The 15,445-nt window shown below is 43.5% G+C and carries 15 protein-coding genes; 12 read left to right on the top strand and 3 right to left on the bottom strand.

Annotated elements, in window-relative coordinates:
• Positions 1-44: 44 nt before the first annotated feature.
• The 12 genes from GJV22_RS11725 (at position 45) to GJV22_RS11670 (ending at position 12,899) form a co-directional block, all read left to right on the top strand.
• Positions 45-722: a response regulator transcription factor gene (locus tag GJV22_RS11725; RefSeq protein WP_163713405.1), complete on the top strand. Its 678-nt coding sequence runs from the start codon at positions 45-47 to the stop codon at positions 720-722.
• Positions 719-1,975: a sensor histidine kinase gene (locus tag GJV22_RS11720; protein ID WP_163713402.1), complete on the top strand. Its 1,257-nt coding sequence runs from the start codon at positions 719-721 to the stop codon at positions 1,973-1,975. The genes GJV22_RS11725 and GJV22_RS11720 overlap by 4 nt, the downstream gene beginning before the upstream one ends.
• 2 nt (positions 1,976-1,977) lie before the next feature.
• Entirely contained in the window at positions 1,978-3,279 is a 1,302-nt protein-coding gene (locus GJV22_RS11715; RefSeq protein ID WP_163713399.1) for a TolC family protein, read from the top strand.
• Positions 3,254-4,195 carry an efflux RND transporter periplasmic adaptor subunit gene (locus tag GJV22_RS11710; RefSeq protein ID WP_163713396.1) on the top strand — a complete coding sequence of 314 codons (942 nt, stop codon included), beginning with the start codon at positions 3,254-3,256 and terminating at the stop codon, positions 4,193-4,195. Before GJV22_RS11715 ends, GJV22_RS11710 begins: the two co-directional genes overlap by 26 nt.
• Positions 4,196-4,244: 49 nt before the next feature.
• Positions 4,245-7,268 (top strand): efflux RND transporter permease subunit, encoded by a 3,024-nt coding sequence (locus GJV22_RS11705; RefSeq protein WP_163713393.1) that lies wholly within the window; start codon positions 4,245-4,247, stop codon positions 7,266-7,268.
• Between the two features lie 94 nt (positions 7,269-7,362).
• Positions 7,363-7,785, top strand: a complete 423-nt coding sequence (locus GJV22_RS11700; RefSeq protein WP_163713390.1) for a PepSY-like domain-containing protein — start codon at positions 7,363-7,365, stop codon at positions 7,783-7,785.
• A 135-nt stretch (positions 7,786-7,920) separates the two neighbouring features.
• Positions 7,921-8,349, top strand: a complete 429-nt coding sequence (locus GJV22_RS11695; RefSeq protein WP_163713387.1) for a hypothetical protein — start codon at positions 7,921-7,923, stop codon at positions 8,347-8,349.
• Between the two features lie 182 nt (positions 8,350-8,531).
• Positions 8,532-10,100, top strand: coding sequence for an ArnT family glycosyltransferase (locus tag GJV22_RS11690; RefSeq protein WP_163713383.1), 1,569 nt, complete (start codon positions 8,532-8,534; stop codon positions 10,098-10,100).
• A gap of 214 nt (positions 10,101-10,314) precedes the next feature.
• The gene (locus tag GJV22_RS11685) at positions 10,315-10,743 is read left to right on the top strand and encodes a DUF6573 family protein (RefSeq protein ID WP_163713380.1); all 429 of its coding nucleotides are present in this window, start codon (positions 10,315-10,317) and stop codon (positions 10,741-10,743) included.
• A gap of 473 nt (positions 10,744-11,216) precedes the next feature.
• Positions 11,217-11,393 carry an ArdC-like ssDNA-binding domain-containing protein gene (locus GJV22_RS22325; protein ID WP_163713376.1) on the top strand — a complete coding sequence of 59 codons (177 nt, stop codon included), beginning with the start codon at positions 11,217-11,219 and terminating at the stop codon, positions 11,391-11,393.
• Positions 11,386-12,138 (top strand): ArdC family protein, encoded by a 753-nt coding sequence (locus tag GJV22_RS22320; RefSeq protein WP_163713373.1) that lies wholly within the window; start codon positions 11,386-11,388, stop codon positions 12,136-12,138. Before GJV22_RS22325 ends, GJV22_RS22320 begins: the two co-directional genes overlap by 8 nt.
• 53 nt (positions 12,139-12,191) lie before the next feature.
• Positions 12,192-12,899: an N-6 DNA methylase gene (locus tag GJV22_RS11670; protein ID WP_163713370.1), complete on the top strand. Its 708-nt coding sequence runs from the start codon at positions 12,192-12,194 to the stop codon at positions 12,897-12,899.
• A gap of 727 nt (positions 12,900-13,626) precedes the next feature.
• Here GJV22_RS11670 and GJV22_RS11665 read toward each other — a convergent pair.
• From GJV22_RS11665 to GJV22_RS11655, 3 genes are all read right to left on the bottom strand, one after another.
• Entirely contained in the window at positions 13,627-14,055 is a 429-nt protein-coding gene (locus GJV22_RS11665) for a hypothetical protein (protein ID WP_163713367.1), read from the bottom strand.
• A gap of 271 nt (positions 14,056-14,326) precedes the next feature.
• Positions 14,327-14,887, bottom strand: a complete 561-nt coding sequence (locus GJV22_RS11660) for a dihydrofolate reductase family protein (RefSeq protein ID WP_163713364.1) — start codon at positions 14,885-14,887, stop codon at positions 14,327-14,329.
• Positions 14,888-14,972: 85 nt separating this feature from the next.
• Positions 14,973-15,401 (bottom strand): VOC family protein, encoded by a 429-nt coding sequence (locus tag GJV22_RS11655; protein WP_238480320.1) that lies wholly within the window; start codon positions 15,399-15,401, stop codon positions 14,973-14,975.
• Positions 15,402-15,445 lie beyond the last annotated feature (44 nt).

Here is a 15,445-nt window from a genome sequence, read left to right as displayed (position 1 = left end):
AGGATCTTTAGATTTCCTTTAGATTTTAATTGTTAATTTCCGCTATGAAATTGTTAATCATTGAAGATGAAACAGAATTGTCAGCAGTCATTGACAGTTATCTGTCGAAAAATGGATATATCTGCGAGCAAGTGACTAATCTGACAGAGGCCATGGAAAAAGTCGCGATATACAATTACGACCTTTTACTATTGGATATAGGGTTGCCAGATGGTAACGGATTAGAGTTGATGAAGGCGATTAAAAAGGTTCATGCGAAAACAGGAGTTATCATACTTTCTGCAAAAAATTCACTTGACGACAAGGTAACAGGTCTTGATTTGGGGGCGGATGATTATATGACAAAGCCCTTTCAGCTATCAGAACTAAACTCCCGCATTAAGGCGGTACTGCGTCGTCATCATTTTGAAGGATCAAGTAAGCTTCAGTTTAACGAGTTCACTTTAGATACCGAAAGTAAGACCGCATCTGTAAAGACAAACACGCTTTCCTTGACCCGCAAAGAATACGATTTGCTGCTTTTCTTCCTGGTGAATAAAAATCGGGTGCTAACCAAAGAAGTCATCGCGGAGCATTTATGGGGAGATCATATTGACGCTGCCGATAATTTTGACTTTATCTACACTCATATTAACAACCTTCGAAAGAAAATAGTGAAAGAAGGAGGTACGGATTATGTAAAGACGATTTACGGTATGGGCTATAAATTTACTGATCTATGAAGCTCATTAAGAAACTAAATCGAAATTACATTGCCTATTCCTTTTTATGCTTAATTATCGCTGGAATAGTGATCTATTACAGCATTTCTATTGTCGTATCTATTCAATTGGAGGAAAAACTGAAAAATAGCACTCTGCAAATCGAAACAATGCTAAAGCAAGGGGAGGAGATCAACTATCTGCCGTCGTTAGTTGAGGTTTCAAAAATATCAGCTGCAAATCTCCCCCCTTTATACTCAGACACGGTGATTTATAATAACTACGAAGACGAATACGAAGAATATCGACAACTTAGCAAGACCGTTCACGCAAATGGACAGCATTATCTCATAACCGTTCGCGAATCAAAAATTGAATCGGAAGATTTAGCGATTACTTTGGTGGTTGTCATCTTTCTGACTTTGATATTGTTTACCGGAAGTCTTGTGTTCCTAAGTCGGAAGGTGATGGTTAAGATTTGGGCGCCTTTTTATCAAAATCTTAAAACGATCAAGCAGTTTTCGGTGAAGGATCATTTCCCTGTTCAATTAAAACAGACTAATATACAGGAGTTTGATGAGCTTAATGAGGTGCTTTCCCTGTTAACGACAAAGATCAGTGATGATTACAGAAGTCTGAAACAATTTACAGAAGACGCCTCACATGAAATACAGACACCCCTTGCTATTATTACGGCTAAGTTGGAAGCTTTGATCGATGACAGTGAGTTAAGTACGCAACAAACGGAAACTATTCGCTCTGTATTCAACTCGGTGCGACGGCTTTCCCGTTTAAATCAAGGTTTGGTTTTACTCACTAAGATTGAAAATAACCAGTTTGTAGACTCAAAGATACTAAGTGTAAACTTGTTGATTGAAGAAAAACTTCAGGATTTTCATGAGTTGTTGGAACTAAAGGAAATTCAAGCTGAAACGCTTGTAAAGGCAGAGTTGATGTTGGAAACCAACCCGGTACTGGCAGACATTGTGATTAATAATTTATTTTCGAACAGCGTCAATCACAATAGTCCCAAAGGAAAAATTCAAATCAACATTTTAAAGGAACAGCTGGAAATATGTAATTCCGGTGAAGCTCCGATTCGTAATTCCGAACGGTTGTTTGCCCGCTTTTATAAAGAAAACTCTTCGTCAAAGTCGGTTGGACTTGGACTCGCAATTGTCAATAAAATTTGTGAGGTTCAAGGCTGGCAAGTCGACTATCGATTTGAGGCGGGCATGCACTGTTTTAGAATTCAATTCAGCCCCCAAAAGTAACTATGATACAGTATTTCAAAGATAAATTTGATTCGATAAGCAAGCTTAGTTTTTTATCGCTGCTACTGTGGTCAATTAACACACAGGCGCAGAGCACTTTTTCAGCATTTGTCGACAGTGCGATGATCAATAATCCGGAAGCCATTTCCATCAAAACCCAGCTGAGACAATATGATCTCGAAAATCAGATGATTTCAGCGGTATTGCAATCGCCGAAAATGTACTTGACCAGCGATGTTTTGTTTGCTCCTTATTTTAACAACAACGGTAAACTGGTAGACATAGCACCTTCCGATCAGGCTATTGGCTACGATGTTGGGATTACTAATGGTGGCTTGTATTCAGCGTTGTTCAATATTGATATTCCTGTGTTAAAGGGCGCTGAAGTCAACCACCGTCAGCTACAGAATGAGTTTGCGAAGAAGAAGTTGACTATTCGTTTGGAAACAATTCGGGCTGAATTACAGCAATCTGTAGGTACACTTTACTTTGATGCATTGAGCAACCAAGCGACAGTCGCAAACAACGAGAAAAATACGGCGCTTTTGAACGAAGAGATTCAGCTTGTCAAATTATTGACCCGCAAAGGAATGTACCGGATTTCGGATTATAAGTTACTGGAGTTGGAGCTGCAATCTGATTCTGTTCTGCTGAAAAGCTCGGTTAATGATCTGGAACTGGCAGTTCGACAACTGAAAGCTGCCTGTGGCATTCAGAATACGGAAGCCGGGTTTTTGACAAACCCGACGATGGAGATGAGTACTCCGGTAACCGGCAACTCGTTATTTACCCAAAGTTACGAGCAAGACAGCCTGGCCGCAGCCAATCAAACGGATATTTTCAACGACCAGTATCGACCTCAAATCAACCTGTTTGCCAATTCTGGTTTGAATTCAACCTCTATCCCGTCTATTGAGCGCCATCTGGGACTGAGTGCCGGTGTGCATTTGTCGTACACGCTTTTTGACGGGCATCAGAAAAAGATCAATGAGCAGCAGCAGATGCTGGCTATTGACGAAGCTGCGACCCAAAAGGAATTGAAACAAAAAGAAGTCCGAAGCCAGGCAAATGCCTACTTACAGACCATCGAAAAAGCGAAGGATGAGTTGGCTCAGCAAAAACAAATACAACAGCAATACGACGCCTTACTGAATTTATACCGCGACGAACTGCAGCGTGCCCAAATCAGTGTGATTGATTTTGTGGCCTACCTGAAAAAATACAGCGATGTGAATCAGGCCGTCGTTCAAAAAGAAATTACGCTAAAGAAATTGATCAATGAATACAATTACTGGAACCACTAACGCCTTTCGGCGTGCCTCGTACGGATTGGTACTGCTCGTGATCGCGATGACAGCATGTACATCAGCGACTTCGGAGCAGGAGGCGGAGACAGAGGTCAAAAGTGATGTGAATGTTACCCAACCTGTGATTGCTACGATTGAGCAAACGTCAACTTTTAAAGGGACCACCCGCTACTTGCAATCCAACACGTTTCGGGCGCAGGTCAGTGGTATTCTCAAAAGTGTCGGGTGCCAGGTCGCCGGAACTGTTTCTGACGGACAACCGCTGTTTATCGTTCAGCCCATGGAGGCAGCTGCGCTTCAGAAATCAGGCTTTAACGACGAAGATTTCAATGCGTTTCAGGACACTACCTTTTCAAATCTGAATGGAACCGTGTCGAGCCTGAACGTGCAGGTAGGGGACTTTGTACAAGCCGGCGATGTGCTGGCTACCTGCATTCGGACAAACTCCATGCGTATTGTCATTGATGTTCCTGCCGAGCAGCTGGGAAAAGTTCGAACAGGCATGAACTGCACGATTCTTTTGCCGGATGGGGAGACGGCTGCAGGTAAGGTGATTGGACAGTGGCCCTCGGCTACCGTGCAAAACCAAACTCAACCTTTTATTATCAAACCTACGAATGCGTTTAGCCTGGCTGAAAATATTAGTCTTTCGGTTCAATTTGAAACAGGCAAATTGCTGGATGCTTTGTGGATTCCGAAAAGTGCTTTGCAAGGCAACGAGCTGCAAACGGAGTTTTGGGTAATGAAGCTGGTTAACGATACCACTTGCATAAAGATTCCGGTAACGAAGGGGCAGGAGACCGATAGTCTTGTTCAACTTCTGGATTCTCCAATAACCAATGCGGATCGGTTAGTATCTGAGGGAGGATACGGTCTGCCGGATACCGCTATTGTGCGAATCATCAAGAATTAGAATGAGAACCTGCGGGAACGCTGGTCAAACCACATTTTTGTAATTCATCATGCAATTGAAAGAAAGTTTCTATCATAAGTTTAAGAGTCCGCTGGGAATTATTTTCCTTATCATTATCGCTGTGGGGCTTTATTCGTATAGCCAAATGAAGGTTGAACTGCTGCCTAACGTTACGTTTCCCAAGGTGAAGATCATTGCTGACAATGGCGAGCAACCGGTTGACAAAATGCTGATCACGGTTACGCGTCCACTGGAAGAGGCAATCAAAAAGAGTGAAAATCTCCAAATGATTCAATCAACAACGTCGCGCGGAACCTGCGAGATTTCAGCGTTCTTCAATTGGGACGCGGATATTGACCTGGCTCGGCAGCAAATCGATGCCCGGATCAGCGAAAGCCGAACAGATTTGCCTGCAGACCTGAAAGTGGTGATTGAAAAGATGAACCCCTCGATTTTGGCTGCTGCCGGTTATTCGCTGGAAGGTGATCTTAGTCCGGTTGCATTGAAGAAAATCGCTGTATATACGGTGAAGCCCTACCTGGAGCAAATCGACGGAATTCGGGAAGTTGCCGTTACCGGTGGCCGAAATAAAGAATATCAGTTAGTGCTGAACCCCGAAAAAATGAGTGCATTGGGCATAACACCTGAAACAATTGGTACGGCACTTAGCCAGACAAACTTCATCCGCTCCAACGGCTACCTGAACGACAATCACCGACTTTACCTTTCTCTGACTGATGCCGCGGTTAAAGATCTCGGGCAATTGGAAAGAACGGTCGTCAGAAGTACCGGAAACAGCACTGTTCTTTTGAAGGATGTAGCCGACGTAAAAATTGACGGACAAATTGAGTACCTGAAGATCAAGGCAAATGGCAAAGATGTTCCGTTGATCGCGGTGATGAAGCAGCCTGAAGCGAACTTGTCGGATATGGACGCACAACTGAAGCAACGCGTGAATGAATTGAACAGCCATTTATTGCCCAAGGGGGTTAAAATGGTGCCCTATTACAACCAGGCTGATTTTGTAGACACGACCATCAAGAGTATTCGCGACGTGCTTTGGGTGGGGATCCTGCTTGCCATCATTGTCACAATACTCTTTCTGCGCTCATTCAAAAGCAGTATCGTCATCCTGATTACCGTGCCGGTTTCATTGCTGCTGACGATTATCGCGATGAAAGCTTTTGGTTTCAACCTGAATATTATGACGCTTGGTGCCATTGCCGCCGCTATCGGCTTGGTAATCGATGATGCGGTTGTGGTGGTGGAGCAGATTCACCGAACGCACGAAGAACATCCGGAGGAAAACTATCGGACGGTGGTTCCGAAAGCCATCAAATACCTGTTGCCTGCCATGGTGGGATCATCGTTGAGTACCATTGTCATCTTTTTACCCTTTGGGCTGATGACAGGCGTTGCCGGTGCCTACTTTAATATCATGACGCAAACCATGATTATTACGCTGACGGCATCTTTCCTGGTTACCTGGTTGCTGTTGCCGGTGCTCTATCTGATTTTCTTCGGTAACACACGCGAAAAGCACTTGAAAACAGCAGAAGTGCGGAAGCAAAACTGGGTGCTGTTTTTCCTCAAAAGGCCATACATTGCCATTGCGTTGGTCGTTGCCATGATCGTGGCAATTTTCGTCATTTACCCGGCTTTACCGTCCGGTTTTCTGCCGGAAATGGATGAAGGTTCCATTGTGCTTGATTTCAACAGTCCACCAGGAACCTCGCTGGACGAAACAGACCTGATGCTGCAAAAAGCAGATCAAATCGTCACGAGCATGCCGGAAGTGGAAAGTTATTCCCGTCGGGCCGGTACTCAAATGGGCTTCTTCATTACAGAACCGAACCGCGGTGATTACCTGATCAAGTTGAAAACCAAACGGCAACGAACAACGGAAGAAGTTATTGACGACATCCGTACCCGAATCGAGGCTCAGATTCCGGCTTTAACTGTCGACTTCGGGCAAGTGATTGGGGATATGCTTGGCGACTTGATGAGTTCAACCCAGCCTATTGAAATCAAACTGTTTGGCAACGACACCAAGCAACTGGAGGAATACAGCCAAAAGATCGCCGATGTTGTTGATCACGTACCCGGCACTGCCGATGTGTTTGACGGGATCACCATCGCCGGTCCTTCGGTTGTTGTAGAACCGGACGAGGCCAAACTGAATCGTTTTAACCTGACGCCCGATAATTTTCAGTACCAGTTGCAAACTCAATTGGGGGGAATTGTGGTCGGCAATATTCAGGAGTCGTTACAAATGTGCGATGTGCGAATGATTTATCCCAATCGTTTAGGGACGACGGTTGATGCACTAAAGGAATCTCAGATTTTCCTGCCCGACGGGCAACTGGTGCCAATGAAACGGGTTGCTGATGTTAGCCTGTCACAAGGCGTAGCAGAAATGAATCGCGAAAACCTGAAAAGTGTGGATTACATTACAGCTCGACTGAATAACCGGGACTTGGGAAGTACCCTGGCTGATATTCAAAAAGAAATACGCACGAAAATAAACCTGCCACCGGGAATGAATCTAGAATACGGTGGCGCCTACAAAGAACAACAACAGGCATTTCAAGAGCTGATGCTTATCCTGATTCTGGCCAGCGTACTCGTCTTTACAATCATCCTTTTTTTGTTCCGAAGAATAAAGGTAGCGCTGCTACTTATCTTCCTGGTGATGCTGGCCCCAGCCGGAAGCGGATTGCTACTCTATCTCCTGAATGTGCCGTTGAATGTTGGTAGTTATGTGGGAATCATCATGATTATTGGGATCGTAGGGGAGGCTTCTATTTTTACCTACCTGCAATACATGGAAGAGCGCCAAAAAGGAGAAAGCGTTAGAGATTCGATCGTTTATTCGATTTCAATCCGTTTGCGCCCGAAACTAATGACAGCACTCAGTGCCATCATGGCCTTGTTACCACTTGCTCTCGGTATTGGTTCCGGGGCACAAATGCACCAGTCGCTGGCCATCGCGGTTATCGGAGGATTGGTATTTGCCTTGCCTGTGTTGCTGATTGCTTTGCCAACTTTCCTGGGATTGATTGAGCGAGATTAGATCGGAAGTAACACGAGCAGAATTTAATTTCTGCGCTTCAGGATTCCTTTAGAATCGTAGTTTAAGTTTAGGTGTAAATCAATAAAATAAGAATATGGAAACACTTTCACTGACCATGATTCTTTGGGCGTTTTGCTCAATCGTTTTTGCCGGAAATCCTCCACAAAAGGTTTTGCAAACTTTCCAAAACAAGTTTACAAATGCGAAAAAAATTAGCTGGAGCAAAGAAGATGCCTCTGAATGGGAAGCTGAGTTCGTTTTGAATGATCAGAAAATGTCTGCATCGTTTGATCTTGACGGGAATTGGCTCGAAACAGAAAGAGAGCTCAAGCTAAATGACCTGCCAAATTCTGTAAAATCAGCTTTGTTGAATAAATACAGCGATTATAAAATTCAAGAGATTGAAGCCATCCAATCCCCTTCCTTTGACGGTTATGAATTTGCCCTGAAAAAAGGGAGCGTGAAAAAGGAAGTTTTGTCTGACTCGCAGGGAAATCTTACGGAGAAACACGAATAATTTCCGCTCGCCATCTAAAATTTTGTAGCAGTACGCATTCGGTATTCGTAAAGAACCAACTAGCCTTCTAAAAGTACGCTTCAGATTTCCTTTAGAATTGAACCTTAAGTTTGGATCGGATAAAAGCTGAATGACATGAAACTTCTTGTATGGCTTATGATTCCACTGACGATTGTTACAGCCGAACAGGTTTTTCAGTCGCCCAATTGTCAGATCCTGGATTCGTTTGAATCGCGATTTGTGGATGCCAGGAATATTCATTGGCAACAATACAAGAACGTGTGGCATGCGGATTTCAATCTGGGAGAACAGCTTGTGACCGCGTGCTTTGATAAAAAGGGTAATGTGTTGAAAATAAAAACGAAGATTGAGGTAGAGGAACTCCCAATCACTGTTCGGTGCGCTGTTCATAAGAATTATCCTCATTATTCCATCATCGGAGCAAGTGCAATGTGCGCCATTGATTTCTCCGGTTATGAAGTGAAGTTGAGAAGTGACTCATTAATAGTTGAACTCAATTTGACGAAATGGGGTGAGCTATTAGAGCAAGGCGTCGGAAAATGACTACCACTCAGAATAGACAAGTTACGAAAGAGAGCGGTTGTTCAGGTGAATGGTAAAATAGCGAAACTGGAATACCGATGGCCTTATTTACTTTTTCGTTGATGGACAGCAAGGTTGAATGTGTATCTGAAAGACAGCTTTTATCAAAATGGAATTGAACTTTTTTTAGTAAGACTTAAAGTATGAGGTATTTCTTATTTGTTTTGCTGTTGAGTGGACTTTTGTTTTTTTCGTTTTTGGGAGGAACCAGCGTATTTCAGGTTGCTGAAGCGCGGAACGCGGAATGTGCCCGTGAAATGATGGAAAGCAGCGAGTGGGTTGTTCCAACTTTCAATGGGGAACTTCGGACAGATAAACCGGCCTTGGAGTATTATGGAATGATGGCTGGTTATTGGTTATTGGGGGTTAATGAAGCAGGAGCCCGCCTTTTTTCTGCTATTTGTGGCTTGTTCGTTGTGCTGGCTACTTTTTGGATCGCACTTCGCCGTTTGGGGAAAAAGGCTGCTTTGTGGTCGGCATTGACCTTGCTGGCCTCGATGCATGTCATTATTCAATTTCGGCTTGCGACCCCCGATCCGTATCTCATTCTTTGTCATACGCTTTCGATTTATTTTTTCTACGAAGGATGGTATTCACGTCGTTGGAAATGGTTTGCCCTAATGTACGTTTTCTTGGGACTGGGCATTTTAGCTAAAGGGCCGGTTGGACTGCTGTTGCCTGGTTTAACCTATTTGCTTTTCATGTTAATAACAAAAACATTGAGTTGGAAACGGATAGTTGAGCTGAAACCTTGGTGGGGAGTTCTGTTGGTCGCACTTGTGGCTGTACCGTGGTACTACGCCGTGCATGTTAAGACAGGTGGTGAATGGACTCGGGCTTTCTTTTTGGAACATAACCTGAATCGTTTTGACGAGGGACTAAAAGGGCATCGTGGTCCGTTTGTAATGCCTTTCGTATTCTTGTTGGCAGGTATGCTTCCGTTTTCGGTTTTTGCAATACGAGCATTTAAAGAAGTCTGGAAGCAACGAAAAAGTAATTCGTTGATGGTGATGGGAGCGTTGTCGGCTTTGGTTGTGGTTATTTTCTACGCGTTCTCCCAAACAAAACTGATTAATTATACTTCACCGGCTTATCCCTTTTTAAGCTTGCTGATTGGAAGTTTCATTGCAGGACTGAGCAACGATCGGGAATCATTTCGCAAATCCCGGATCGAAACTTATATTATTGTATTTGTTGCGGTATTGATGCCGGTTGGCATTTTCTTTTTTCTGAAGAGTACGCCGCCTTTGCAGAATATTGGCTGGAATGCCTGGTTGCTATTGCTATTGCCTATCGGCGCCATCGCTGCTTTAGTGGCAAGACGAAAATCCGTTGAATACGGAGCGCTTTCAATAGCGATTGCTTTTATGGCGACAACATTGATTATTTTCTGGAAGCCGTTCCAGGTGATTGATGATCAGTCGCCGATTCAAAAGTATGGAGAACTTGTCCGGTCGCATGAGGAGGTGGTTGCCTATAAGGACTTTGACCATGCTTTTGTATTTTATGCGCAGAAAAGAATTCCTGTATTTCAAACCGAACAGGAGCTGGAAATTTATCTGGAAAGGCACGATGATGTGTTGGTACTTGGTCGCGGACATGACCTGAGTTTCATGGATTCAATACCGAACCTCCGGTGTGTTGGTGTGGGTCGGGATTTGTTTAGTCGGCGTTCTTCTGGAGTTTATCTCGAATGGCAGAGGAATTATTAGCCTTATCCCATAGGAACCAATAGTATTTTTTAGGGTTTCCACTCAATTTTTCAGAAAGATATTAATCGCTTCCCGGAACAGGCAAGGGTATATTAATCCCGCTGCCGCGTTCCCCTTGCCTTAATCCGTGACAGCTCAATGGTAGAAACTCAAAATTTGAGTTTAACCGGCGAGCCAGATACCAACAAAAATCCCCAGGGCAGGGGTATTTCATATGTCAAAAGAGTTTCAAATCATTTCTTCTTACACAACCAAGCAAGCTCTTGCTGATGGTGTATTGGTTGCAGTTGATGACAAGATTTCGGAAGAAGCAGGAAATGTTTACCCGGTGCTAATGACCGGAACGGTATGGAACAGGTACATCAGGAAACCCGATGGTATGGATCATCCGGATTTGGATGGTCGGTTGTGGGATTTATTGTTCATGTTTGCTGTCCAGGCACGAAAGTCACAAGGTGGTGCACTTTTGTTTTTCAAGGTATTGTTTCAGCTTCCGGCAGATATGAGTTGGATGGATAATGAGAAACGGGAACTCCAATCGGAATCCGAAACCCGGTTGGTTACATTGAAGGCTTTTGTTTCAGCTCATGATATTGATAATTCTTCACCGGCAATTTTCATCATGCTGCCAGGGGAAGATTGAGCAAAAGGGGAATTTCCCCTTTTTTTTGTTCGTTTTTATAGCGTGTTGGATCGTGATTCTTTGAGTGTCAGTTGCCTGATTTCAATTTCAAGACAACGACTCCAGGCTCTCGTTTGTTTCGTACAGTTCTTCCTATGAGTTTGTGAAAGTCAAAGACGCTGTTTTTTAGATATTTTTCTTGTTGGGTTATATTTTGCTTTTTACACTCAAATTTCTGTCAAAGTTATTTACGCTTCCCGGAACGGTAAAGGGGAACTCGCCCGTCTGACCGCGCAAGCCGGGCAGGCTTTTCGTGGCTCGTTTCCTTCGGATGCGTTCATTCCGATTATTATCGGAATGACATACACCCCCGTTGACCTAATCCGGGACAGCTCAATGGAGGTACGCCAAAAATTTAAGTTTAATGGCGTGCCAGAGATTCCCTTGGTTAAAGAGGGTGCCGAAATAAGTCTGCAGGGCAGCAGCGGATTCCTATGAAATCTTCATTTGATATTTATGAAATGGTTACCAACCTGATTATTGAACGTTTGGAAAAAGGTGTTATTCCGTGGCAGATGCCGTGGAAAGTAGAAAACGGTTTACCGCAGAATATGATTCACCGGAAGGTTTACCGGGGATTGAACTTCTGGTTACTACTGACTGTTGCGTGACAAATTCGGATCACCGTATTTCCTCACCTTTAACCAGGTCAAAGAACTTGGAGGTCATGTTTTGAAAGGGGAGAAGGGCTTCCCTGTTGTTTTCTGGAAGATATTGGAAAAAGAAGAAAAGGACGGGAGTATTGACCAAGTTCCATTTCTGAGGTATTACACCGTTTTCAACCTAAAACAAACCGAAGGTATTGACGAAGGTAAGATTCCGTCATCAGAAGCTCATGACCATGATTTCGACCCGATTGCACAGGCTGAACAGGTTATCAAGTGTTGGAAGGATTGTCCGGAGATCAGGTTTGACCAGTCACATGCCTTTTATTCACCTTCCGGGGATTATATTGGAATGCCCAATCCAAGGACATTTTTCAAGGATGAACAGTTCCATAGCGTACTTTTCCACGAATGTTGCCACAGTACAGGGGATATCAACAGGACAGGCAGACATGAAAAACTTGCCGGTTTTAAATTTGATTCTAAAGATGGTTGTTACGCCTTAGAAGAACTTGTAGCCGAGATGGGAGCGTCCTTTCTATGCTACCAGGCAGGTATCCAAAACACTACGATAGATAACAGCGCTGCATACATCAAAAGCTGGATTCGCAAGTTTAAGGAAGATAAGAAGATGCTGTTGATTGCGTCCTCCATGGCTCAGAAAGCTGTCGATTACATTTTGGAACATCAATCCGAACCGCGACCGGCTGGTAGTAATCGGTTAGTTCCACAGATAGCGAAGGCAAGTTAGCCTTCGCTTTTTCATTGCAGCTAATCACAATTGAAAACTTAAAATCGACGATTATGAATCAGTTAAAAGGTTTTTCCCAATATATTCTTCAAATCGCTTACAAGTACGGTTTGAATTCTGTTTTTGATGATTTCCTTGAGATGACAGTTTGCGCCTTATCCTTAGGTGCAAAAGAAGATCGGTACCACGAAATTGTCCGGAATTACGAGAAGCCGGATGCCTACCTGATGGCCGAAGCTTTTGGGGCATTGGTCCTGGAAATGGACAATAACGGAACAGGCCTGAAAGACGGCTTCGGTGATTTTTATATGGAATACATCAGTCACGGACACAACGGGCAATTCTTTACTCCGGAACCGGTCTGTGAATTAATGGCCCGGATGTTAAATCCCGCCGGCTTTGGAGAGCGGGTTGCCGATTGTTGCTGCGGTTCCGGTCGGATGCTGCTGGCTGCGGCAAAGATAAAGCGCGACTGTTTGTTTTTCGGAGCCGATATCGATCGAACCTGCGCAATGATGAGTGTGATTAACCTTTGTTTGAACGGACTCTTAGGTGAGGTCTGTTGGATGGATACGCTAGCGAACCGCTTTTATGCGGGTTGGCGAATAGAGCTTCACCCTGAACATGGAGTACCGTATATCCGGGAGATTACAGAATCGCAAAGTTTTATGGTTCTGAGAATACAGGAAAAGAAGCTTGAGTTCGTTGATCATCCAAGATCAGCAATGGGAATCGGGCAGCAATTGTTGTTTGAATTTTGAGGGGTAGGTCAATGCCCCTTTTTTGTTCGTTTCATTTTGAAAGATAAAACCACTCCATTTAAAATTGCAGGCTAAGTTATCTACGCTCAACGGAACAGACAAGGGCATTTGAATCACGCTCTCGCGTTCCCCTTGCCTTAATCCATGACAGCTCAATGGTAGAAACTCAAAATTTGAGTTAAACCGGCGAGCCAGATGCCAACAAAAATCCCTAGGGCAAGGGTATTTCATATGTCAAAAGAGTTTCAAATTATTTCTTCTTACACAACTTAGCAACCTATTGAAGATGGCGTATTAGTAAAAGTTGATTTTATCTTTAGCAGTGAAGCCGGTATTGTGTATCAGGTTTTAGTGATTCGAACTGTTTGGGATCGCTATGTTGAAGTTCCTGTTGGAATGAATCATCAAGATTTGGATGGCAGGTTATGGGATCTCTTGTTTATGTTCGCCGTCCATGCACGAAAGTCAAAGGGTGGTGTACTATTGTTTTTCAAGGTGCAGTTTCAACTTCCGGCAGAAATGAGTTGGCTGGATAATGAGAAACAAGAACTTTAATCGGAGCCGGGAACCCGGTTGGTTACTGTGAAGGCTATTGTATCGACCTACGACATTGACGAGCCTTCGCCGGCGATTATTATCATGTTGCCAGGGGAAGACTAAGCGAAAGGCGAATTTCCCCTTTTTTGCTTACATCGAAAAATAGCCCTGGATTATAAATGTTGAGTCTTTAGTTCAGTTGGTTAAAATGATCCAGCTTGATTTGAATCTGGCGTTTTCTTGATTGGGGTATCTTTAGCCAGTTTAACAACGGTTCAAGCGTTGTAAAAACCTGGTATTTGGAGGAGTGTTTATAATTTCTAACAAACTGAACGGTTTTGCTTAAATGTGCATTCGGTGACAGGATCGCGAATTTCCGAAGACTGGTGTGTCCCAAATGTTCATAAACAAAATTGCTCAGATCTGCGATTTCGTCCGAATCCAATTCAATTATTGCCTTTCGAATGTCGATCAGGACAAAACAATCTTCTCGCATAAAGGGGATCGCTTTAATTTCTGTAATTATTCGTCCAATAGTTTCCTTGTTGAGCAAATTGCGATGAGAAATAATCATTAATCCCAGGCTTTCCATGAAATGGAGGTTCTCTGTTCGGGGCATTGTAATTGTATGAATTTTTGGCTCGGAAAACGATAATAAAACGGTTTGTGTTGTGTTCAAATTGTATCTGAATTCAAGTTGAGTCTGAAGTTTTTTAGTTCCGAATTGAAGTTGTTAATATAAAGGCAGTTGTACAAGAGACGAAATTCCCTATTTGCATCACTGTATTTTTAGATCGGCTGAAACAGGGATCGTTGCACAGATAGTGAATAAGCGGTGATATTAACCAGTAATACTTTTGTTTTTTTGAGTATAGAATTAGAACGAATAGTCAAGTATCTTTAGGCGGTTTTGAATACTTTAAAAGGACTCCGCCGTTCAAAAGTTGCTGAGTCGAGATAAGAGATAATTTTTTAGGCTGTATTCCTTGTTTAAACAAAGGTCGACCACCGCCCAGAATAACCGGAGCGATCCCAATTCTATATTCGTCAAAAAGATCGGCATTAATAAATGATCCAGCAAGATATGCGCTTCCAAACAAATACATGTTTCCGTTACCTTCCTGCTTCAATCTGGAAATTTCGTCAGAAGCATTTTCTGTAATAAGGGTTGAGTTGTTCCATGCAACAGATTTTAATGTTTTCGAAAAAACGAGTTTGGGGATCTTATTCATGAGTTCTGCAATTTCTCCTTCTTCCGTTTTCCAGTAAGCGGCCATACCTTCGTAGGTTACCCGGCCAAAAACGAGGTAGTCAGCCGAATTTAGCTGTTCAATACTGAGTTGCTCAAGTTCGGGTCCCCAAATAGTATCATGGAAGGATAAGTCCCAGTTTTCTATTCCTTCAAAATAACCATCAAGCGTGATGATGTTCCACATGATTAATTTTCTCATCTTAACCGGTGTTTTTAAAATTATCACTTGGCGAGTTCTTTTACAGCGGATTGAATGATAATGGATTTTCCTAATCCTTGGTCACTCAACGATTACTAAGCGGTTCGGCCAGCCCGATAAGCAGCCCTTCAGGACCGCGGATGTAGCAAAGCCGATACGAGTCCTTATACCGGACGACTTCGCCAACCAGTTTAGCTCCGTGTTTGCCGAGCCTGTCTACCACATCATCGATATCTTCAACGGCAAACATGGCACGCAGGTAACCGAGCGTATTAACCGGGGCGTTCCGGTGATCTGCAACGACGGAAGGTTTAAGAAATCGCGAGAGTTCAAGCCTGTTATGTCCATCGGGGGAGACCATCATGGCAATCTCAACGCTTGGGTCGCCCAAACCGGTAACACGCCCGGCCCATTCGCCTTCGACCATGGCACGTCCTTCCAGTTTCAGTCCAAGCTCGGTAAAAAAAGAAATGGCCTCATCGAGTGATTCTACGACAATGCCGACGTTGTCCATTCGTAATAAGTTATTTTTCATCCGATTTCTATTTCAGGCTTTAG

The organism is Mangrovibacterium lignilyticum, from assembly GCF_010882175.1.
GTDB lineage: Bacteria > Bacteroidota > Bacteroidia > Bacteroidales > Prolixibacteraceae > Mangrovibacterium > Mangrovibacterium lignilyticum.
The sequence above is the reverse complement of the archived record's forward strand: the minus strand, read 5'-3'. Positions and strand labels throughout refer to the sequence as shown.